Origin of the sequence: Bacillus sp. FSL R7-0672 (assembly GCF_038601465.1) — a bacterium.
In the GTDB taxonomy this organism is placed as follows: Bacteria; Bacillota; Bacilli; order Bacillales; family Bacillaceae; genus Bacillus; species Bacillus pumilus.
Genome location: NZ_CP152010.1, coordinates 3,025,309 through 3,044,833, shown reverse-complemented (window position 1 = coordinate 3,044,833; position 19,525 = coordinate 3,025,309). Strand labels below are relative to the sequence as shown.

The 19,525-nt window shown below is 40.6% G+C and carries 24 protein-coding genes and 1 other RNA gene; 18 read left to right on the top strand and 7 right to left on the bottom strand.

Annotated elements, in window-relative coordinates; translation table 11 throughout:
• Window positions 1–54: 54 nt before the first annotated feature.
• Genes MKY18_RS15575 through MKY18_RS15560 form a run of 4 tightly spaced genes read left to right on the top strand, consistent with a single transcriptional unit; the run spans window position 55 to window position 2,834 of the window.
• On the top strand, window positions 55–822 hold the full coding sequence (locus MKY18_RS15575) for an ABC transporter ATP-binding protein (RefSeq protein ID WP_342497566.1): 768 nt from the start codon (window positions 55–57) through the stop codon (window positions 820–822).
• Entirely contained in the window at window positions 794–2,191 is a 1,398-nt protein-coding gene (locus MKY18_RS15570; RefSeq protein WP_185107837.1) for a hypothetical protein, read from the top strand. The genes MKY18_RS15575 and MKY18_RS15570 overlap by 29 nt, the downstream gene beginning before the upstream one ends.
• Window positions 2,188–2,556, top strand: coding sequence for a hypothetical protein (locus MKY18_RS15565; RefSeq protein ID WP_044138972.1), 369 nt, complete (start codon window positions 2,188–2,190; stop codon window positions 2,554–2,556). Before MKY18_RS15570 ends, MKY18_RS15565 begins: the two co-directional genes overlap by 4 nt.
• Entirely contained in the window at window positions 2,553–2,834 is a 282-nt protein-coding gene (locus MKY18_RS15560; protein WP_044138971.1) for a hypothetical protein, read from the top strand. The genes MKY18_RS15565 and MKY18_RS15560 overlap by 4 nt, the downstream gene beginning before the upstream one ends.
• A 22-nt stretch (window positions 2,835–2,856) precedes the next feature.
• On the opposite strand, the gene MKY18_RS15555 is transcribed toward MKY18_RS15560, so the two are convergent.
• A complete protein-coding gene (locus tag MKY18_RS15555) occupies window positions 2,857–3,321 on the bottom strand; it encodes a GNAT family N-acetyltransferase (protein ID WP_106066225.1) in 465 nt (154 codons plus the stop codon).
• A gap of 15 nt (window positions 3,322–3,336) precedes the next feature.
• Window positions 3,337–3,801 carry a hypothetical protein gene (locus MKY18_RS15550; protein WP_185107839.1) on the bottom strand — a complete coding sequence of 155 codons (465 nt, stop codon included), beginning with the start codon at window positions 3,799–3,801 and terminating at the stop codon, window positions 3,337–3,339.
• A gap of 117 nt (window positions 3,802–3,918) precedes the next feature.
• On the opposite strand from MKY18_RS15550, the gene MKY18_RS15545 reads away from it, so the two are divergent.
• Window positions 3,919–4,551, top strand: coding sequence for an NAAT family transporter (locus MKY18_RS15545; RefSeq protein ID WP_044138969.1), 633 nt, complete (start codon window positions 3,919–3,921; stop codon window positions 4,549–4,551).
• A gap of 55 nt (window positions 4,552–4,606) precedes the next feature.
• Here MKY18_RS15545 and MKY18_RS15540 read toward each other — a convergent pair whose 3' ends face one another.
• Window positions 4,607–5,143, bottom strand: coding sequence for a GbsR/MarR family transcriptional regulator (locus MKY18_RS15540; protein ID WP_342497565.1), 537 nt, complete (start codon window positions 5,141–5,143; stop codon window positions 4,607–4,609).
• 269 nt (window positions 5,144–5,412) lie between these two features.
• On the opposite strand from MKY18_RS15540, the gene MKY18_RS15535 reads away from it, so the two are divergent.
• The 4 genes from MKY18_RS15535 to MKY18_RS15520 are packed head-to-tail and all read left to right on the top strand — an operon-like array spanning window position 5,413 to window position 8,870.
• Window positions 5,413–6,561, top strand: coding sequence for a betaine/proline/choline family ABC transporter ATP-binding protein (locus tag MKY18_RS15535; protein WP_003212926.1), 1,149 nt, complete (start codon window positions 5,413–5,415; stop codon window positions 6,559–6,561).
• A 13-nt stretch (window positions 6,562–6,574) separates the two neighbouring features.
• Window positions 6,575–7,228 carry an ABC transporter permease gene (locus MKY18_RS15530; protein ID WP_003213477.1) on the top strand — a complete coding sequence of 218 codons (654 nt, stop codon included), beginning with the start codon at window positions 6,575–6,577 and terminating at the stop codon, window positions 7,226–7,228.
• Window positions 7,229–7,241: 13 nt separating this feature from the next.
• Entirely contained in the window at window positions 7,242–8,159 is a 918-nt protein-coding gene (locus MKY18_RS15525; RefSeq protein WP_065098004.1) for an osmoprotectant ABC transporter substrate-binding protein, read from the top strand.
• Between the two features lie 21 nt (window positions 8,160–8,180).
• Complete coding sequence (locus MKY18_RS15520) at window positions 8,181–8,870, top strand: ABC transporter permease (RefSeq protein ID WP_065098005.1); 690 nt, start codon at window positions 8,181–8,183, stop codon at window positions 8,868–8,870.
• Between the two features lie 80 nt (window positions 8,871–8,950).
• On the opposite strand, the gene MKY18_RS15515 is transcribed toward MKY18_RS15520, so the two are convergent.
• The 3 genes from MKY18_RS15515 to MKY18_RS15505 all read right to left on the bottom strand — a co-directional run bounded on the left by MKY18_RS15515 (window position 8,951) and on the right by MKY18_RS15505 (window position 10,290).
• On the bottom strand, window positions 8,951–9,271 hold the full coding sequence (locus MKY18_RS15515) for a helix-turn-helix domain-containing protein (protein WP_044138965.1): 321 nt from the start codon (window positions 9,269–9,271) through the stop codon (window positions 8,951–8,953).
• Window positions 9,272–9,353: 82 nt separating this feature from the next.
• Window positions 9,354–9,755: a helix-turn-helix transcriptional regulator gene (locus MKY18_RS15510; RefSeq protein WP_065098006.1), complete on the bottom strand. Its 402-nt coding sequence runs from the start codon at window positions 9,753–9,755 to the stop codon at window positions 9,354–9,356.
• Between the two features lie 130 nt (window positions 9,756–9,885).
• Window positions 9,886–10,290 carry a helix-turn-helix transcriptional regulator gene (locus MKY18_RS15505; protein ID WP_044138963.1) on the bottom strand — a complete coding sequence of 135 codons (405 nt, stop codon included), beginning with the start codon at window positions 10,288–10,290 and terminating at the stop codon, window positions 9,886–9,888.
• 153 nt (window positions 10,291–10,443) lie between these two features.
• On the opposite strand from MKY18_RS15505, the gene MKY18_RS15500 reads away from it, so the two are divergent.
• From MKY18_RS15500 to MKY18_RS15465, 8 genes are all read left to right on the top strand, one after another.
• Window positions 10,444–10,677, top strand: a complete 234-nt coding sequence (locus MKY18_RS15500) for a helix-turn-helix transcriptional regulator (protein ID WP_106067294.1) — start codon at window positions 10,444–10,446, stop codon at window positions 10,675–10,677.
• Window positions 10,678–10,703: 26 nt separating this feature from the next.
• Window positions 10,704–10,994: an AbrB/MazE/SpoVT family DNA-binding domain-containing protein gene (locus tag MKY18_RS15495; protein ID WP_044138961.1), complete on the top strand. Its 291-nt coding sequence runs from the start codon at window positions 10,704–10,706 to the stop codon at window positions 10,992–10,994.
• A gap of 186 nt (window positions 10,995–11,180) precedes the next feature.
• Window positions 11,181–11,414 carry a preprotein translocase subunit SecG gene (secG, locus tag MKY18_RS15490; protein ID WP_003212746.1) on the top strand — a complete coding sequence of 78 codons (234 nt, stop codon included), beginning with the start codon at window positions 11,181–11,183 and terminating at the stop codon, window positions 11,412–11,414.
• A 123-nt stretch (window positions 11,415–11,537) separates the two neighbouring features.
• Complete coding sequence (locus tag MKY18_RS15485) at window positions 11,538–12,284, top strand: carboxylesterase (protein WP_044138960.1); 747 nt, start codon at window positions 11,538–11,540, stop codon at window positions 12,282–12,284.
• Between the two features lie 19 nt (window positions 12,285–12,303).
• Window positions 12,304–14,646: a ribonuclease R gene (gene rnr, locus MKY18_RS15480; protein ID WP_065098008.1), complete on the top strand. Its 2,343-nt coding sequence runs from the start codon at window positions 12,304–12,306 to the stop codon at window positions 14,644–14,646.
• A gap of 139 nt (window positions 14,647–14,785) precedes the next feature.
• Window positions 14,786–15,256, top strand: a complete 471-nt coding sequence (gene smpB, locus MKY18_RS15475; protein WP_065098009.1) for an SsrA-binding protein SmpB — start codon at window positions 14,786–14,788, stop codon at window positions 15,254–15,256.
• A 176-nt stretch (window positions 15,257–15,432) separates the two neighbouring features.
• Window positions 15,433–15,794: a transfer-messenger RNA gene (ssrA, locus tag MKY18_RS15470) on the top strand.
• 362 nt (window positions 15,795–16,156) lie between these two features.
• The gene (locus MKY18_RS15465; protein WP_342497564.1) at window positions 16,157–16,876 is read left to right on the top strand and encodes a hypothetical protein; all 720 of its coding nucleotides are present in this window, start codon (window positions 16,157–16,159) and stop codon (window positions 16,874–16,876) included.
• Window positions 16,877–17,211: 335 nt separating this feature from the next.
• Here the strand turns inward: MKY18_RS15465 and MKY18_RS15460 are convergent, their stop codons facing one another.
• Entirely contained in the window at window positions 17,212–17,451 is a 240-nt protein-coding gene (locus MKY18_RS15460; protein ID WP_278176568.1) for a hypothetical protein, read from the bottom strand.
• Between the two features lie 245 nt (window positions 17,452–17,696).
• Between MKY18_RS15460 and MKY18_RS15455 the strand changes: the two genes are divergently transcribed.
• Window positions 17,697–19,286 carry a histidine kinase N-terminal 7TM domain-containing protein gene (locus tag MKY18_RS15455; RefSeq protein WP_342487487.1) on the top strand — a complete coding sequence of 530 codons (1,590 nt, stop codon included), beginning with the start codon at window positions 17,697–17,699 and terminating at the stop codon, window positions 19,284–19,286.
• Window positions 19,287–19,525 lie beyond the last annotated feature (239 nt).

Sequence of the window (19,525 nt, the reverse complement as noted above, 5' to 3'; positions counted from 1 at the left end):
GATGAGAACAGATGCAAGGTCATCTGTTCCATCTGAAACAAACGGAGGGATATGATGCTGTCACTACAATTACAAGAAAAAACGTATAGCCGCACCTTCTCTCTCCGTAATATTCAAATGAACGTGGAGAAAGGCCAGACGATGCTTCTTTTAGGGCATAATGGTGCAGGAAAGACAACGATGATTCAAGCTATGTTTGGGCTGACGCCATTTACTGGATACGTTTCCTTACATGGTGAACAGCTGAACCTTCAATCCGCAGCTCATATTTCCCTTTTGAAAAAACATGTTTCCTATATTTCTGACGATCATGCGTTGTTCGATTATTTAACACCGAGGGAATACTTTCAATTACTTCAGCTGCCAAATGAGAAAGATGTCACACGAGAAGAGACATTCACCGATTTGTTTGAGCTGAGTCCGTATATGGATCAGCCAATCGCTCAGCTGTCCCATGGCAATCAAAAAAAAACACAGATCATTTCGCAGCTTCTCAGACCATGTGATTATTATGTGTTCGACGAGCCAACGAACGGACTTGATCCAGATATGATGATCATCTTAAAAAATGTGCTCATGAAGCTGAGAGATCAAGGCGCTGGCATCCTGATTTCAACTCATCATTTGAGCTTTGGTGATACATTATATGATCATCTCATGATCTTAAGAAATGGTGACGTGAAGCTGAATATGTCCCGCCAAGAAACGAATGAGACATTTCCTCATCAGGCACTTGAAGAGATTTATAAAGAAGTAAATCGAGATTACTATATGCAGGTGGAGAGGTTACTCAATGATTTGGACACGACACGTTCTTCATAAAATCGAATGGGGCATGCTGACAACGAAAGGAAAGCAGCTTGGAAAAAAGTATCCTTTGCAGCTTCTCGCAGCTGCCGTTTTTTTCTTGCTCATCTATGCAATATACGTTGTCATCAGCCTGCGCTTTTACATGCAGGCAGGTGAAAGTGAGCCAGCTGCGCTATACCTCCAATTTGTCAAAATGTCGCTCTTACTATTAGGAGCAGGGATTGTGTTATCCCGCAATAAACTGAAGCGCCAAGAATATCAATTCTACTTTTTGAACAGTGCGATACAAAGTGTACCCTTTGTCCTTTGTGCGTATTTCTTTCCAGTGCTTTTTTGCTTCCTCATGGCTGGATTACTTTTTTTACCGATTGTATTAGGTCTTTTGATCACGGGTGTCACCCCATCTCTGTATTGGATCATCGTTGTTTGCATCACATGCGGCATATTGGCACTTTATACGCTCTCTTCATGGATGCTAATGCGGATCGGTGTAAGTCATTTCGTATCAAAAACAAAGGAGCATTTACTGCTACAAACAATCGGCTTTGCGGCATTTCAAGTACTCATATTTCATCTTTTTCAAAAAGCAGTGGAGATGATCCATGTATGGCCGGCTGTCTATCTGACGTTGCTGGTGATTCTTCTAAGCGCTGGCTGGCTATGGGTGAAGGGCTTAGCAGCTTGCTATGTTCATCAAATGTTTTTGCAGCTGAAAACAGAGGTAAAGTCATTTTCTTACCAGAAAATTAGGACGTACTCTTCCTTTCTGACGCATGTGCGGCAGGAAATGGTCTATTTCATCCGATCAGCTGTTTTTAAAGAACAAGGCATTTTGTTCCTCTTTCTTGTTTGTTTGACGATTGGGCTGCCATTTGTTTTTACGCCGGAAGAAACTGGATGGCTGTATGCCTTTATTGTGCAGTTTGCGTTAAAGGAAATATTGATCATGCTTCCGCTGATGATTGGCAGAGAATATCATCTCAATCAACGGGCCATCTTTATGTTAAATACATCAAAGGGCGCGTATATATTGTCGAGAATTTTATTTTATTACGCAATCAATTTACTCATTTATTTTGTGTATATTGGCCTTGCTTATTTGGTGATCGGTATTGAAAGTGAAGGTCATGGCTTGGCGAGTTTGTCCATTTTATTCATGACCGTCATGGCAGCCTGTACGGGGTTTGTCGTGAAAATCAGTGATTTTAATAAACTGTTTGTCATCGTGATGATGATTGCTGTATTCAGCTTCATCGATATGCTTTTATTAGAGTGGCTGTCATCTAATATGTCTCTACTCGCCACCGCTTATCTGCTTGGTTCACTTGCCTTTTTCAGTTGTATATATGCAGTGATGTTAAAAAGGCCGATATTGCGATGATGGGGCTTGTCATTAGTTTACTAGCGGTTGTGCTCATTCATGAACTCGGTCATATGCTGATGATCATGGTGTGCAACAAAATTGAAAAAAGACCGCTCTTTGATTTTGTGGTCACGATTGATTGGAAGCATGTGGCGATCGTCCATGAGACATTTGCCAGGCCGAGCTTTAATCTGATGGTGGCACTTGCGGGTCCGCTGTTTCCGGTGCTCTGCTCGATTGTGCTTTTCTTAATGTGGAAGCATCCGGTGAGTCATCAGCTGCTGTTTTTTTCTTTACTGAACACTGTGATGCTGCATCCAGCTTGCCCAGACGGGAAAAATATCACAGCCAGTTTAAAAGAGATGAAGGAGAGAAAGAGATGATCAAAGTATTTCATTCGTTTTCTAGCGGCTTAACACTTGCGATGCTGTATATATTTTCTGTGTTTATGACCCCTGTCTTTTTACTGCTGCTAGAGGTCAATCATATTGAATCAAGTCCAACGCTGTTTGGCATGCCATTTTATATTATGAAAATTGAAGAGTATCAATTCAGCTCTGAGGCGACGCTTTTTGGATGCGTTGTCTGCTTTTTAGCTGGCGCTGTGCTTTATTTTTTCATTCAATATGTGATTCATGCTATGAAGAAACGAAGAGCATAAGAAAAGCAGGCTGAACAAATAGTCAGTCTGCTTGAAATGTGAGAGACAGCCGTACCATATCCATACACTGAATCCCGTTTTCATAAATTGGTTCATCATAATGCTTAAGGAAGAAATCGTGATCGATCGACGTTAGGCGGAAGCCGCATTTTTGATAAAGTGCGAGCTGCTGAATACTCGAGTTGCCTGTGCCGATTTCAATCGTATGAAAACCAGTGGCTTTCGCTTCAGCGATCGCATGGCGGATCAACTGCTTCCCAATTCCCCTTCCTTGCCATGACTCCTTCACAGCAACATTCATGATTTCCACTGAATGCTGAGAGAGCGATGATAGCACATAGACACCAATCACTTCCTGTTCATGAAAGGCGGCATAACAAGAGCCGGATTGCACATAAGCGAGAACCTTTTCCTTTGAAGGATCAGCTAATAGTAAAAGATCCATAGGGAGAGATTGATCATGAGATAATGGCCGAATCTGTATCACATTTTTTCATCCTTTCTATTCTTTAATATACCCTTGTTTCACGCCCCAATCATATTGGTCCTGTACCCACTGAGAGGGAGGATGATGAGTGACATTCGGGTCTTTTTTGACAGTTGGTTTCCTTGTAGACTGAGTGGTCTGCTTATTTGCTTGAGCAGTGGCTTTTGCTGCCGTCAGCTCTTTTTGAAGCTGGTCGACTTTTATCTCAAGCGCTTTACGCTGTTTGACCTCTTTTTCATAGGCTTTCTTTTCTTTTTTGAGCTTTTTTGTGACGGTGGCTATTTGCTTTTTTTGTTCATCGTTTTTATGCTTCATATCTGTTTGATCTGATGTTAACTGCGAGAGCTTCAGATCGCTCGTTTTGCTTTCTTGCTGGAGTGTTTTCTCTGCTTTTTCGATGGTCTGCTGCTGCCAAACAATCCAGCCACCTAAGGCAATAACTGCTACAGAAAGAAGAATGATCGTCATTGTTTTCTTCATGTGTGAACCCCTTTCTTTAAACCTCTATTATCATCGGTTAAAGATATACAGGTTTTAACATCACAAGGGCATATTCACATCAGAATGGCAGACACTATGAAAAAAGGAGGGTGTCTGTTGATTTCCTTTATGATTCATGTTGTCGTCTCATTATTTGCTGTATCAAATCCCATTGGAAACGTACCTCTTTTCATCACCTTAACAGAGGGCTATACAGAGAAAGAGCGCTCCCAGACAGCCAAAAAAGCCATCGTGGTCTCTTTTATTATTCTGATTGCCTTTCTATTAGCAGGCAGGCTCATTTTCAAATTGTTTGGGATCGATATTCATGCACTCCGCATTGCTGGCGGTATTTTTATTTTTGGTATCGCTTACAATTTGCTGAATGCAAAAGAATCGCACGTCCAAAATCCTCATTCGGAGGAAAAGGCAGAAAGCAAAGAGAAGGCAGATATCTCCGTTACGCCGCTCGCCATTCCGATCATCGCTGGTCCCGGTACAATCGCTACAGTGATGAGTTTAACCCCGGGAAGTCAAGGGATGCTCCACATGTTTTCGATTCTAATCGGCATTGTCATCGTTCTTGCCATGACGTATTATGCCTTTCATTATTCAAGTTTTATTATGCGGAAAATGGGGAAAACAGAGATGAATGTCGTGACGCGTTTGATGGGATTAATTCTGGCTGTAGTGGCAGTTGAAATGATCGGCGCAGGCTTAAAAGGGATGTTTCCGATGTTTATATCATAAGTGTATATAAAAAAGCTGTTTTTTTCTACAATGATGTAAAATAAAACAGCTTTTTTTAAGGTTTCGGCACATGCTTAAATACTTCTTCACTTTCAAAGAACTCAATTAAGCGGCTAATCCAATCATAGTAATCAAGACTTTCCTTGATTTCTGAAAGAAGCAGGTTGATTTTATCCTCTGTTTCTTCTGGTAAATCTTCCCGTTCAAGCAGCTCTTGCAATTCCTTGCACGTTTTCTTATGTGCTTTACGGTTTTTACTGACAACACGTGTCCAATTGGCTGCAAACAATGAAATAAACGTTTGGTATTGATCTTGCTCAACATCATAAAGATCTTTACGTATTCCTTTTTCATAAACCTTTTCCGCAATATTTAAATCAAGCATTTCTCGAACGACTTGACTCATCCTCGTTTTGCTCATGCCGGTCGCCTCTGATAGCTCTTCCAGCGTCATTGGTTTACGGTTCATGTGAATGATACCAAGCACTCTACCCACTGTAGAAGAAAGACCAAAGGCATTCATGTTCTCTGCAGCTTTTTCAATATAATGATCCTGTGCTTTTTGAATGGCGCCTAGCGCTTGCTTGTCCACTCCCCGCTTCATCCCTTCACGACTGACAATTTGTAACACAATATATCATATACCTGTTTGTTGATGAAAACAATAAATATTGAGTAATTGCTAGTAATTTGGAGGAAAAAGGAGAGATATCTAGATATTACGTCGTTAACTGAAAATTTTATATAAATGTTATGCAATACAAACACATTATAAACTTTTTATTTTATAAAGTTTGCACTATAATTAATAAGGTGTAAATTTTCTGAATATATAGATCCAACTAATTGGAGGTGTCTCATTTGCTGAAACTAGAGAATGTATCTAAGACGTATAAAGGTGGAAAAAAAGCTGTCAAAAATATTGATTTAGACATAGCAAAAGGAGAATTTATTTGTTTTATTGGACCGAGTGGCTGTGGTAAGACCACAACCATGAAGATGATCAACCGACTCATCGAACCTTCCTCAGGAAACATTTTTATCGAGGGAGAAAATATTATGAAAAAAGATCCAGTTCAATTAAGAAGAGAAATCGGTTATGTGATTCAGCAAATTGGACTGTTCCCCCATATGACCATCGCGCAAAACATCTCACTTGTGCCGAAGCTCTTAAAATGGCCGGAAGAAAAACGGAAGGAACGAGCACGCGAACTGCTGAAGCTCGTCGACATGGGCCCAGAATTTTTAGAGCGCTATCCTCATGAACTCAGTGGAGGACAGCAGCAGCGCATCGGAGTTCTTCGCGCACTGGCAGCAGAACCCCCTCTGATCCTCATGGACGAACCATTTGGTGCACTTGATCCAATTACACGAGATACATTGCAGGAAGAATTTAAGAAACTGCAAAAAACGTTAAATAAAACCATCGTATTCGTCACACATGACATGGATGAAGCGATTAAACTGGCTGACCGAATTGTGATTTTAAAAGATGGAGAGATTGTCCAAGTAGGCACACCTGAAGATATTTTGCGTAACCCAGCCAACGAGTTCGTAGAAGAATTCATCGGAAAAGAACGCCTGCTTCAATCAAATCCGAATATGGAACGTGTAGAACAAATGATGAACACGTCACCAGTCACCATTACAGTTGAACAAACGTTGACTGATGCCATCTACATCATGAGAGAAAAGCGGGTCGATTCCTTGCTTGTAGTAGACGAACATGATGTGTTAAAAGGCTATATCGATATTGAAACAATTGATGCGAACCGCAGAAAAGCGGCTTTCGTTGGTGAGATCCTAAATACAGAGTTCTATACTGTACAAGAAGGCGCACTTCTCAGAGACACCGTTCGGAAAATTTTAATACGCGGTATTAAATATGTACCGGTTGTCGATGCCAAAGGGCATTTAAAAGGCATTGTGACACGGGCAAGTCTTGTAGATGTTGTGTACGACTCCATTTGGGGAGACGATACGCCAGCGTCTGCCATTGAAATGAACTAAGGGAGGTGGACACATGGATCAAATCATCGATTTTCTAGAGAAAAATGGTGGGGAACTCCTCACAAAAATGTGGGAGCATTTATATATTTCCTTAATTGCTGTCGTGCTAGGAATTATCGTTGCCGTTCCTTTAGGCGTCGTTCTCACGCGAATGAAACGAGGCGCAGGCTTTGTCATCGGTGTCGTGAATATCTTTCAAACACTCCCTAGTTTAGCGATTCTTGCATTTTTTATTCCTATTTTGGGGGTTGGGAAAATACCTGCAATCGTTGCTCTCTTTTTCTATTCGGTATTGCCTATTTTGAGAAATACGTATGCCGGCGTCCAAGGTGTGAACAAAAATCTGCTTGAATCCGGTAAAGGGATCGGCATGACGACATGGGAGCAAATTCGTCTTGTGGAACTTCCGCTTGCTGTACCGATCATTATGGCAGGTGTCCGAACGTCAACGATTTATTTAATTGGTTGGACAACACTTGCTGCTTTTATCGGTGGAGGCGGTCTTGGTGACTACATTTTGATTGGACTTCAGCTATACCAGCCGGAATACATTATTGCAGGTGCCATCCCAGTCACTATTTTAGCGGTTATCATTGACTTTACATTGATGAAGCTGGAGAAAAAAGTAACACCAGAAGGCTTAAAAGGATTGAAGGAAGTTTCATAAGGAGTTGGCTTATGTGAAAAATCGAAAAACAAAATGGATCAGTGCACTGCTTGCCGGATGCTTGCTATTGATAAGCGGCTGTTCACTTCCTGGACTAGCCGGCTCCTCAGGCAATACGCTGCGGGTGGGAGCACAAAACTTTACCGAATCAGAAATAATGGCCTATATGGTTAGCGAAATCATCGAACATTACACAGATAAAAAGACAACGATTGTGAAAAACTTAGGCTCCAATACCGTACAGCAGAAAGCAATGGAAAACGGTGATATCGACATTTCGGCGACAAGATATACAGGGACAGATTTGACAAGTACGCTTGGAATGGATGCGGAAAAAGACCCGGAGCGTGCAATGGAAATCGTCCAAAAAGAATTTAAGAAACGCTATGATTACAAATGGTTTGATTCCTATGGCTTTGATAATACGTATGCCTTTGCCGTGACGCAAAAGATGGCGAAGGAAAACAAGTTAGAAACGGTCTCTGACTTGAAAAAGAATGCGAAGAATTACCGGTTCGGTGTCGATAATATATGGCTCAAAAAGAAAGGCGACGGGTATGAAGGATTCGTGAAAACATACGGAATTGAATTTGGAAGCACGTATCCAATGCAGATTGGTTTAGTCTACGATGCATTAAAAAATGAAAAAATGGATATTGTGCTTGCCTATTCAACAGATGGACGAATCAAAGCCTATAACCTCAAAATCTTAAAAGATGATAAGCGGTTTTTCCCGCCATATGATGCATCGCCCGTTGTCCCGGAAAAAGTTTTAAAAGAGAACCCAGGGCTTGATAAGGTGATCAACAGACTGATCGGAAAAATTGATACAGAACAAATGCAAGAGTTGAACTATCAAGTCGACGGAGAGCTTCAAGAACCAGCCACCGTTGCGAAGAATTTCCTGGAAAAGCACAATTACTTTGAGTAAGATGGGGAGGTGTCACGGCTGATGGACACACTGCAGCAATTATGGACGTATTATCAGCAGAACGGTTCATATGTGTTAGAAGAATTTTATCGGCATTTTCTCATGTCAGCGTATGGGGTGCTGTTTGCGGCGATAGTCGGAATTCCAGTAGGCATCTTTGTGGCGCATTACCGTAAGCTGAGCAATTGGATCTTCGCCATTACCAACGTCATTCAAACCATACCGGCGTTAGCGATGCTTTCCGTGTTGATGCTCGTGTTAGGACTTGGCGCAAATACAGTCATCTTATCACTCTTTCTGTATTCGCTTCTGCCGATCATCCGCAACACGTATACAGGAATTGTCAGCATTGAACATGCTTATTTAGAAGCGGGTAAAGCGATGGGCATGACGAAATGGCAAGTGCTGAGAATGGTTGAATTACCGCTTGCTTTATCAGTTATTATGGCTGGTTTAAGAACTGCACTGGTCATCGCCATCGGCATTACAGCGATTGGGACATTTGTTGGTGCAGGAGGTCTAGGTGATATCATCATCAGAGGATCAAACGCCACAAACGGAACAGCCATCATTTTAGCAGGCGCTATTCCAACTGCACTCATGGCCATTATCGCTGACCTAGTCATGGGCTGGCTTGAACGCTATTTAAGCCCAACGAACAAGAAAAAAGAAAGAAAAGCATTAGCTGAAAAAAACATGACATCTGCTTAAGCGGTTGAAAAGACAAAACCTCCCTTACATCTGTAAGGGAGGTTGTTTTATAATGATCAGGCAGTTCACATGCGGTTATTTTATGATTCGAGCGTGATCCATTCAGTAGACCACTTCGAAATTTCCTCAAAAACGGGTGCAAGGGAACGCCCCATATCAGTTAAAGAATACTCAATACGCACGGGTGTTTCAGCAAAAACCTCCCGTTTTACAATGCCTGCTGCTTCCAGCTCTTTTAATCTCTCAGATAATACTCTTCCGCTTAAATTTGTCAGAGCGGCCTCAATTTCACTAAAGCGCTGCGGACTTGAGAGAAGCTGAAAAACAATCAGTGCAACCCAGCGTTTACTCAATAACTCAACTGCTTTTTCAAACCGCGGGCATATGTCAGATTGATTCATCTTTCTTCACTCCAATCTGAACTCATTATACCGTAAATTTGTCATAAATCAGCTCTAAAAGCTTGTCAATGATCAAAACATTCTATGATGACGAACGGCTGTTTAATATAAATAACAGATAGCGGTTAAGATCTTCTATTTCTTTTTTCGAAAGAGTTGACCAAATGTCTCCATCAAATAGCTCGAGATCACCAAGTTCATATTGCGTTGCGGCTTCCTTTATTTTGGATAATGCAATTTCCTCTTCCTTCAGCTGATGGACAGAAGAGGCTTCCTCAATATAGCCCGCAGCCTGCATCATTTCCTCATAAGGGACCTTTAATGCACCGGCTAGTTTTTTTATCGTAGGAGGCTTCGGAATGCCGCGTTTCCCATTTTCAATACGAGAAATACCAGCAGCACTGACCTCTGAATACATCGCTAATTGGTTCACTGACAGCTTCTTTTCCTCACGTAATGCTCTTAAGTATGCACCAAAGTTCATCAAGGCAAAACCTCACATGGTTATAGATTAGATATGTCTATTTTACTTGATTTGTTGACTATTGGCAACAAGTATACCATGAAAATATTGACATTAGTTAATAGTGAATGTATCTTAGGGTTATGCCCCGCTATTTGTTCGTCTTTTTTTGGTTGATGAGCGTGAGAAAGTATTCATTCAGCTGGCTGATGTCTTGTGCGGATAGCCTTTCCCATAGGTCTCCGTCAAAAATGGGAAGATGTTCTACATCCTTTTGAAGCGCCGTTTGATAGATTTTCAACACGGATTCATATTTTGGTTTCATTTCATGAACTTGTTCCTGTTCAATATGACCGGCAAGCAGCATTAAATCCTCATAAGGCACCTTCAAGGCGTGTGCTAATTTTTTTATGGTTAAAGGCTTCGGCACACCACGCTTTCCATTTTCAATACGAGAAATACCAGCAGCGCTTACACCTGAATACATGGCGAGTTGATTGACAGACATTTTTCTATTTTCTCTTAAAATGCGTAATTGTTCACCAAAGTGATTCATGACATCGAACCTCACATTTCAGTATATGACTTATTTTAGTATGATCATTGACCAAAGGAAATAGCAGAGGGGTAAAAGTGTTGACTTAAGTTAATGGATCTGTTTCATGTGAGCACCTACACGTTGTACATATTGATTCCATAGGAGGTTGTAATGATGGTCGAAAAGATTCAGATCAGGCGGACTTTTGTCATGCAGTATATGATCGAAAACGATATGTCTTTAAATCAGCTCGCTGATGAAATTGGCATTTCTCCTGCCACACTCAGCAGGGTATTAAATGGTCATCGGAAACCAGGCCAGCTTGTCATTGGCAAAATGATTCATTACTTTGATAAAAAATTTGAAGATCTATTTTACTATGAAGATGTTGACAAAAGTCAATGAACAAAATGATCAAGGAGGCAATGTCGTTGAAAAGAACTGGGATGGTCAGACATATTGATTCACTAGGCAGAATTGTTCTGCCTTCAGAAATGCGCAAGGTACTCAATATTAAAGAAGAGCAGCTTTTAGAAATTTTCATTGAAGATCAAACCATTATGCTGAAAAAATATGATGCAGATAAGAGCTGCCTGTTAACTGGACAAGTGACGAAGTATAACAAAAGCTATGGAAATGGGAAAGTGATGCTGAGTCTTGAAGGAGCTGAACGTTTGTTAGTAGAATTAAAACAGCTATTGAAAGAAGAAGCAACCCGTTAAAAACGTGTTTTTAACCGAAAATTGCATATAAAAAATGCTGCATACTACTCTTTGGAATGAAATTGAATCAAAATAACAAATAAAGTCGACAATATAGAGGGAATCTTTATTTTGATGTTTCGTGACATGCACCTTGTTTTCATGTAAAATAAAGTTATGTGTACCAGTTTGTCTGGAGGTGTTTTCATGCACGCATTTGTTATCACATTACTCGTAATTGTCAGTATCGCACTTATCATCGTTGTATTGTTACAATCTAGTAAAAGTGCTGGACTGTCAGGCGCTATTTCAGGTGGAGCCGAGCAGCTTTTCGGTAAGCAAAAAGCGAGAGGTCTTGACTTGATACTTCACCGTTTAACGGTTATTTTGTCAGTGCTTTTCTTCATCTTAACACTTGCATTGGCATATTTAGGCGTGTAAAGCGCGAGTAACAGAAGGTCTGATCTTTTTTCAGACCTTTTTTTATTATCAGCACTCTTTTGTTTTGTTTCATACATACAAGTGGAAAATATAAACCATATCGGAAGGAAAGGAAGTCACATCATGAAAGTTGTTACACCAAAACCATTTACGTTTAAAGGTGGAGAAAAGGCGGTGCTTCTTCTTCACGGTTTTACTGGGAATACAGCCGATGTTCGAATGCTTGGCCGTTATTTGAACGAAAGAGGGTATACGTGTCATGCACCACAATATAAAGGACACGGTGTGCCGCCAGAAGAGCTTGTCCATTCAGGCCCTGATGACTGGTGGAAAGATGTAGAAGAAGGCTATCAATTCTTAAAAGATGAAGGCTATGAGGAAATTGCGGTTTGCGGCCTATCCCTCGGAGGAGTTTTTTCATTGAAATTAGGTTACACTGTACCTGTAAAGGGAATTGTACCTATGTGTGCACCTATGTACATAAAAAGTGAAGAAGTCATGTATCAGGGTGTACTAGAATATGCCCGTAACTATAAGAAATTTGAGGGTAAGTCAGAGGAGCAAATTGAACAGGAAATGGAAGAGTTCAAGAAAACGCCAATGGATACACTGAGGAGCCTGCAAGAACTCATTGCAGATGTTAGAAACAATGTCGACATGATTTATTCACCTACTTTTGTTGTTCAGGCACGTCACGATCATATGATTAATACAGACAGTGCGAATATCATTTACAACGAAGTAGAGACAGATCAAAAGCATTTGAAATGGTATGAAGAATCAGGCCATGCGATCACGCTTGATAAAGAGCGCGAGAAGGTTCATCAGGATGTATATGCATTCTTAGAATCACTTGATTGGTCAGTTTAAATATATAGGGGGTTAGAGTGTGCAAAAAGAAGAATTTATGAATGAATTACTCGCTTTTATGAAAGATGAAGCGTATAAACCGTTAACCGTTCAAGAGCTGGAAGTGATGATGGAGATTACCAATCCTGATGATTATAAAGAGCTCGTCAAAGCACTTGTGATCCTGGAAGATCAAGGGCTCATCGTTCGCACGCGCAGCGATCGCTACGGTGTACCAGAAAAAATGAACTTGGTAAAAGGGAAGCTGTCTGCTCATGCAAAAGGTTTTGCATTTGTGACACCAGAAGAGTTTGGACAGGATGATATTTTCATTCCACCTAATGAGCTAGGCACAGCGATGAATGGTGATACGGTCATGGTTCGTGTCAGTCACAAATCAAACGGCACAAAAAAAGAAGGGACGGTCATCCGAATTCTGGAGCGTAATACTCAGACGGTTGTCGGTACCTACACAGAAACGAAAAGCTATGGCTTTGTCATTCCTGATGATAAAAAAATCACAACCGATATCTTCATCCCGAAATCCGCTAAAAATGGAGCGGTCGAAGGGCATAAAGTGGTCGTGACGCTGACTAGCTACCCAGAAGGAAGAATGAGTGCAGAGGGCGAAGTGACTGAAATTCTTGGTCATAAAAATGACCCTGGCATTGATATACTATCAATCATTCATAAACACGGCCTGCCAGGGGAGTTCCCTGAAGAAGCGCTTCAGCAGGCAGTAGACACACCTGAAACGATTGATGAAAAAGACCTAGAAGGCAGACGTGACTTACGCAACGAAACGATTGTAACCATTGACGGAGCAGATGCGAAGGACTTAGATGATGCCGTTACGGTGCAAAAGCTGGATGATGGCAAATATAAGCTAGGGGTGCATATTGCAGATGTCTCTCATTATGTCACAGAGAATTCCCCCATTGATCAGGAAGCTTATGAGCGTGGAACGAGTGTGTATCTCGTAGACCGCGTCATTCCGATGATCCCTCACCGCCTGTCAAACGGTATTTGCTCATTGAATCCGAAGGTCGATCGTCTCACGCTGTCTTGTGAAATGGTCATTGATCGAAATGGGAAGGTCGTCAAACACGAGATTTTCCAAAGTGTGATCAAAACGACGGAAAGAATGACCTATACTGATGTGAATAAGATTTTAGTCGATCAAGACGAAGAGCTTATAGACAAATACGAGCCGCTTGTGCCAATGTTCCAAGAAATGGAGAAGCTTGCAGAGATTCTTCGCGAAAAACGAATGGAGCGCGGGGCAGTAGACTTTGACTTCAAGGAAGCAAAAGTGCTTGTAGATGATGAAGGAGCGGCGAAAGAAGTTGTCGTTCGTGAGCGTTCTGTCGCAGAGAAATTAATTGAAGAATTCATGCTTGTTGCAAACGAAACGGTTGCAGAGCATTTCCACTGGTTGAATGTACCTTTCATCTATCGAATTCACGAAGAACCAAATCCTGAGAAGCTTCAGCGCTTTTTAGAGTTCGTGACAACGTTTGGTTACATTGTAAAAGGAACGTCGACAAACATCCACCCGCGTGCACTTCAAAGTGTACTTGATGCTGTGAGGGATCAACCAGAAGAAGTTGTGATACAAACTGTGATGCTTCGTTCGATGAAACAGGCGAAATATGATCCAGAAAGCATCGGTCATTTTGGTTTATCAACGGAATTCTATACACATTTCACATCACCGATCCGCCGTTATCCGGATTTAATTGTGCATAGACTGATCAGAACCTATTTGATTCAGAAAAAGACAGACGAAGCAACTCTAGAAAAGTGGGGCCAGCTGCTTCCTGAAATTGCAGATCATGCGTCTACAATGGAGCGCCGCTCAGTTGATGCAGAGCGTGAAACAGATGATCTCAAGAAGGCTGAATTTATGCTTGATAAAATCGGTGAAGAGTTTGATGGAATGATTAGTTCCGTGACGAACTTCGGACTATTTGTTGAACTGCCGAATACAATTGAAGGTCTTGTCCATGTCAGCTACATGACAGACGACTACTATCGCTTTGATGAGCAGCACTTTGCCATGATCGGTGAACGCACAGGAAATGTCTACCGTATCGGTGATGAAATCACAGTCAAAGTGGTGAATGTCAATAAAGATGAGCACTCGATTGATTTTGAAATCGTCGGTATGAAAGGCACTCGCCGTAAATCGGCAAAAGATTTTAAGTTTAAAAAACGAACAGATTCACCAGCGAAAAAAGGGCGCGGAGGCCAAAATGCCTCTGGGGATAAAGCCAAAGAGGATAAAGGCGGAAGTGACTGGTTCTCAGGCCGTAAGAAGAAGAAAAAGAAAAAACGCGTATTTGATAACGCACCAAAACAAAAGCGTAAAAAGAAAAAGTAACGTGACAAAAAGCAAATAGGGCATCACGCTCTATTTGCTTTTTGACCACATAGCGTCAGCGTTGTCTAAAGCTGGATTGTTTGATAAAATAATCCGTACGATTTGGACCGTGTTTGTGTCAAAAGGAGGGTGTACGCCAATGCCAAAGGGAGAGGGAAAGGTTGTTTCCCAAAACAAAAAAGCAAATCATGACTATTTTATAGAAGAAACATTTGAAGCTGGCCTTGTGTTACAAGGAACTGAAATCAAATCGATTCGTGCAGGAAAAGTGAATTTAAAAGATTCTTTTGCCAAAATCGAACGAGGAGAAGTGTTTCTTCATAACATGCACGTGAGCCCATACGAGCAGGGGAACCGTTATAATCATGATCCGCTGAGAACGAGAAAGCTGCTGTTTCATCGCAAGCAAATCAGTAAATTGATTGGTGCGACAAAGGAAGAAGGCTACTCACTCGTGCCTCTGAAACTCTATTTAAAAAATGGCTTTGCCAAAGTGTTGATCGGAATTGGTAAAGGGAAAAAGAAATACGATAAACGTGAAGATCTGAAGAAAAAAGATGCAAAACGTGAAATCGACCGTGCCTTCCGTGATCGACAAAAGCAATTCTAGATTCATGCAGATGTCTTGCTGAGAGCGGAAGCATTATGCTACAATATGTTATGCAGTAAACAATCATTGCTTTTCTTACAGAAACCACCAGTTGTTTCAAGCGATGAGATTGTTATAATAGTTATATACGGAAGCAGTTAAGCTGAACGTTTCCATCCCGTATATCCCTTTTACAAGGGGACGTTACGGATTCGACAGGGGCGGTTCGAGCTTGAGCTGCGAGCCGAGAGGCGATCTCGTTAACACGCACTAAATGTAACTGGCAAAACTAAAAGTTTTAACCAAAACTTAGCACTAGCTGCCTAATAAGTGCAGCGAGCTCTTCCTGACATTGCCTATGTGTCTGTGAGGAGCCCAATGAAGTAGGCTACGCTTACGTTTCCGTCTGAGGACGTAAGAAGAGATCCATCAGACTAGCTCTCCAAGCGCCCGTCAGCAGGCATGAGGATGAGTGAACACCAAATATGTTGACTACGCTCGTAGACGCTTAAGTAATCGATGTCTCTGGACGTGGGTTCGACTCCCACCGTCTCCATCAAAACTTTTAGAATGCAGTCGTATCAAGGGTTTGAAAGCCCTTGATGCGGGTCTGGCATCATTTTTTCAACATGTTGTTCTAAACGATTGGTTAGCACAAAAGGATTTTATTAAAAACTTTAATAAAAAAAGACGCTAAAAATAGCGTCTTTTTTTTATTTAGTCATAGTATTATAACCTAAATTTTTATTCGGAGTCTCCTTGTTTACAGGTATTAAGAATTTAACTTTTATAGGAGGTATTTGTAAAGGTGTCGATGAATTTATTTTTTAAAAGAGTTTCAATTTTGACAGTAATTATCTTCACGATTAGTTCATTATCTACTCTAACTAGTTTCGCAGAGTCAGATATTGAGGAACAACTGTGTTAGAGGGAGTTCTAGTAGGTGAAACAGTAGAGGGTATAAATTCAAATGATGTTAAATTGAGTAGGGAAGTTTTATCTGAAGAGTTCGATCTTGTAGAAGAGGTTAGAAATATGCCTTCGATAGATGAAATGACGAAAGATGAGAGAAAACTTTTTGATAAAATAGTAGAAGAACAAACAGAGCTATCAAATGTTACTGAGAAGGAAATATTTAGAAAAGAACTAACAAATTTCTTCGATAAAGAATCTGATACATATAATGATTTGTCAGCAGCACAAGAAGAGTTAGTGGAAGAAATAAATGATTCAACTCTAGTAGATAATGAGGATTTTGCATTTTCTAAAGATCTATTTGTTTCTTCCTTTGGGGTTAAAGAAGTTGAAGCTGCTAAAAAGAAAAAATCATCAGGTATAAAGGTTGGTGTATCTGTTAGGTTTGCAGGTGCAGTTTTCAATGCTGTTATTGGTTTTGCTGTCGGGGGTGGCGTTGGTGTTATACAATCATTTATTATTAAAAAAGGCAAAGCAGAAGCGAAAAGAATATTCACTAAAACCGTGTCAAGTAGATTAAAGGCGTGGGGAGCTAAAAAATTAGCAGTTTCTATTGGTGTTGCTGTCGCGATTGCTCTAAATTATTTGGATATTGGAACCCAAATTGCTAAACAATTGGATAAAAGGGATAAACACCCTAATAATGGTTGGGTGGATATTTATTAGGAGGAATTTTGTGAAAAGTATAATGAAGTATGCTGTTATGATTCTCTTTATCAGTGTATTTTTCTATTATTACAATATGTTTGTACCAAAAAACTTTTTGTACATTATCATTGCACTTCCTATTTGTCTTATTGCTATTAACATTATTGATAAGTTATTTACTAATAAGTGATTATGAAAAATAAGCAGGCAGAAGCTTGCTTATTTTTTGTAAGATAATTCAATTGAAAATAATTTAATTGATCATTTACATTTAAATACTAGTTAGCTATCTATTTAACTTATAATTAAACTTGCAAAATAAGTACTAACATAGTCTCATTTTTGTATAGTTTTCAAGAACGTGTCTTCTGAGAAGACAACACCAACCGAACAAACAAAGGAAAAACGACAACCACGGCAATCATCATCAAAAATCCATCCGGCATAAGTTCCACAAACGTTGTCTGGATCACATAAATCGCAATCAGCAGCAAGTAACTGATCAAAAATATCAATCCAGAACTTCTCTTCTCAAAAGGCTTCTCCAAAAGAACCAGCATAAACTGCCCCGCCATGATAATCAAAAAAGTCATATACCTTGCAAGCCTCCTCTTCATTGATCCCAATCCCCACATTGTACAGATATTTCTCCGATTGCAATATATCTCTCCCTCAAATTAAGTAAAAAGTAGCGAAAATATAAGGCTTCACAAACAAAAAACAACCGACACTTTACAAAAAACCTCCAACCAAATCAAAATCACATCTTCCCATTTGTGACTTCCTCATATATAGTAAGATTAGACTAGTTCTAAATAACTGAAATTGGGGCGTTTACATGGATTCGATTGTTTTACATTTTATTGTGATCATGAGTGTTTCTGGCATTCTGTCCGTGATATTATCAATCATTGCTCATGCGAACCGCCACCGGTATATTGGCTGTCAATTGTTTATGTACATGTCTGGAGCAACTGCGATTTATATCTTTGGGCACACGTTTGAATTATTGGCAAGTACACCTAGGGAGATTATGTTCTGGGTTTGTTTTCAATACATGGGTCTTCCGTTCATCGCGCCATTCAGTCTAATGATTGTGCTGCAATTTACGGGATTCCATCAATATTTCACAAAGCGCCGCGTGCTTCTCATCTTACTGATTCCAACTCTCACCACCATTATGGTGTTCACCAATTCTTTTCATTCACTCTTTTATCGAAGCATCACGATGAATCCGGTAGACGGATTTTTATTGGCTGACTTTACGATTGGCTATTGGTATATCATTCATGGTGTCTATACATTTGGCTGTTCGATGCTGGCTATTTTTATGCTGGTTTGGTTTTTGCGTGTCACAAAAAAAGAATATTTAAAGCAGATTCTAATTTTGCTAGTGGGCATGTTACTGCCAATCACGACATCTTTTATCTATTTATTAGGTGTGACACCTCTTCATATTGACCCGGTCCCTGTGGTGATGTTTTTAACCAATGCACTCTACTTATGGGCGATTATGTCGTTCCAGCTCTTTAAGCTCTCTCCCATTGCGATGGAGCGTGTGTTTGAGCATATGTCTGAGGGGGTTCTCATTTTAGATCGATACCGGACACTCATAGATTACAACCCCGCTGCTGCATCGATCATTCCAGCACTTTCTAATAAAAAGGGGATTGGCTATAAAATAGACGATATTTTCTCAGGAATCATCAAAGATACTGACTTCATTCAGTGGCTACGTTCTCCGCAGGATCATTCGCAATTTGATTTAATGTTGAAAAGGGAAAAAGATCATTCCAGCTATTATCACTTGACCGCATCGTCCCTATTTAATAGGAGAGGAGAGATCGAGGGTAGGCAAATTGTGATCAGTGATGTAACAGAGCAGCGTTTGCTTCAGGAAGAGCTGGAGCGCCGTGCGTATATTGATGGATTGACGAATATCTTTAATCGGTCTTCATTTATTGAACGAACGCAGATGATCCTAGAAGAGGATGCGCAAGATACGGCTGTTATGCTGTTTGATATTGATTTTTTTAAACAAATCAATGACACGCACGGACATCATATTGGAGACGAGGCGCTGCGTCATGTTGTCACCATTTGTCAGCAGCATTTACAAATGGACGATTTATTCGGACGATATGGCGGAGAAGAGTTTGCTATTTGTCTGCCGCATCATTCTTTTGAAGAGGCATGCCATATTGCGGAGCGAATTAGACATTCCTTTGAGATGAGTTTCTTTGAGAATGATGAGGAAAAAGTGCGGGTGACAGCGAGCTTTGGAATTGCTCACACAGCTTATGATCCCAATGTATTAGAAACTCTTCTATTTGAAGCAGACCAAGCTTTGTATATGTCAAAACGCCAAGGACGCAACCGGATTTATGCGTCCACTGGAGCGGACTATATGCTTTATGAAGAGCATTAACCTGCTGCTAGCTTCTCATTGACGGTTGTCCTGACATTCGATATGATAAACATAACATTTGAACGGTTTCCTAAAGGGGAGTAGCTTTTACGGTTTGGTCGTCATTACAGAAACATCCGTTGTTTCTCGGCTATTCCGGCATGAACATGTTAGCCAGACCTTTGCCTATCACACATGAGGCAAAGGTCTGGCTTTTTTAGGTCTTATTGCATCTGTGTGATGGGGGGAGCGGGACAAAT

Bases quoted from the DNA above. Each gene is read 5' to 3' on its own strand.
- smpB (WP_065098009.1), top strand. From the start codon at position 14,786: ATGCCAAAGGGAGAGGGAAAGGTTGTTTCCCAAAACAAAAAAGCAAAT.
- MKY18_RS15530 (WP_003213477.1), top strand. From the start codon at position 6,575: ATGGATCAAATCATCGATTTTCTAGAGAAAAATGGTGGGGAACTCCTC.
- MKY18_RS15455 (WP_342487487.1), top strand. From the start codon at position 17,697: ATGGATTCGATTGTTTTACATTTTATTGTGATCATGAGTGTTTCTGGC.
- secG (WP_003212746.1), top strand. From the start codon at position 11,181: ATGCACGCATTTGTTATCACATTACTCGTAATTGTCAGTATCGCACTT.
- MKY18_RS15575 (WP_342497566.1), top strand. From the start codon at position 55: ATGCTGTCACTACAATTACAAGAAAAAACGTATAGCCGCACCTTCTCT.
- MKY18_RS15550 (WP_185107839.1), bottom strand. From the start codon at position 3,801: ATGAAGAAAACAATGACGATCATTCTTCTTTCTGTAGCAGTTATTGCC.
- MKY18_RS15505 (WP_044138963.1), bottom strand. From the start codon at position 10,290: ATGAATCACTTTGGTGAACAATTACGCATTTTAAGAGAAAATAGAAAA.
- MKY18_RS15565 (WP_044138972.1), top strand. From the start codon at position 2,188: ATGATGGGGCTTGTCATTAGTTTACTAGCGGTTGTGCTCATTCATGAA.
- MKY18_RS15520 (WP_065098005.1), top strand. From the start codon at position 8,181: ATGGACACACTGCAGCAATTATGGACGTATTATCAGCAGAACGGTTCA.
- MKY18_RS15460 (WP_278176568.1), bottom strand. From the start codon at position 17,451: ATGACTTTTTTGATTATCATGGCGGGGCAGTTTATGCTGGTTCTTTTG.
- MKY18_RS15560 (WP_044138971.1), top strand. From the start codon at position 2,553: ATGATCAAAGTATTTCATTCGTTTTCTAGCGGCTTAACACTTGCGATG.
- MKY18_RS15515 (WP_044138965.1), bottom strand. From the start codon at position 9,271: ATGAATCAATCTGACATATGCCCGCGGTTTGAAAAAGCAGTTGAGTTA.
- MKY18_RS15570 (WP_185107837.1), top strand. From the start codon at position 794: ATGATTTGGACACGACACGTTCTTCATAAAATCGAATGGGGCATGCTG.
- MKY18_RS15485 (WP_044138960.1), top strand. From the start codon at position 11,538: ATGAAAGTTGTTACACCAAAACCATTTACGTTTAAAGGTGGAGAAAAG.
- MKY18_RS15500 (WP_106067294.1), top strand. From the start codon at position 10,444: ATGATGGTCGAAAAGATTCAGATCAGGCGGACTTTTGTCATGCAGTAT.
- MKY18_RS15510 (WP_065098006.1), bottom strand. From the start codon at position 9,755: ATGAACTTTGGTGCATACTTAAGAGCATTACGTGAGGAAAAGAAGCTG.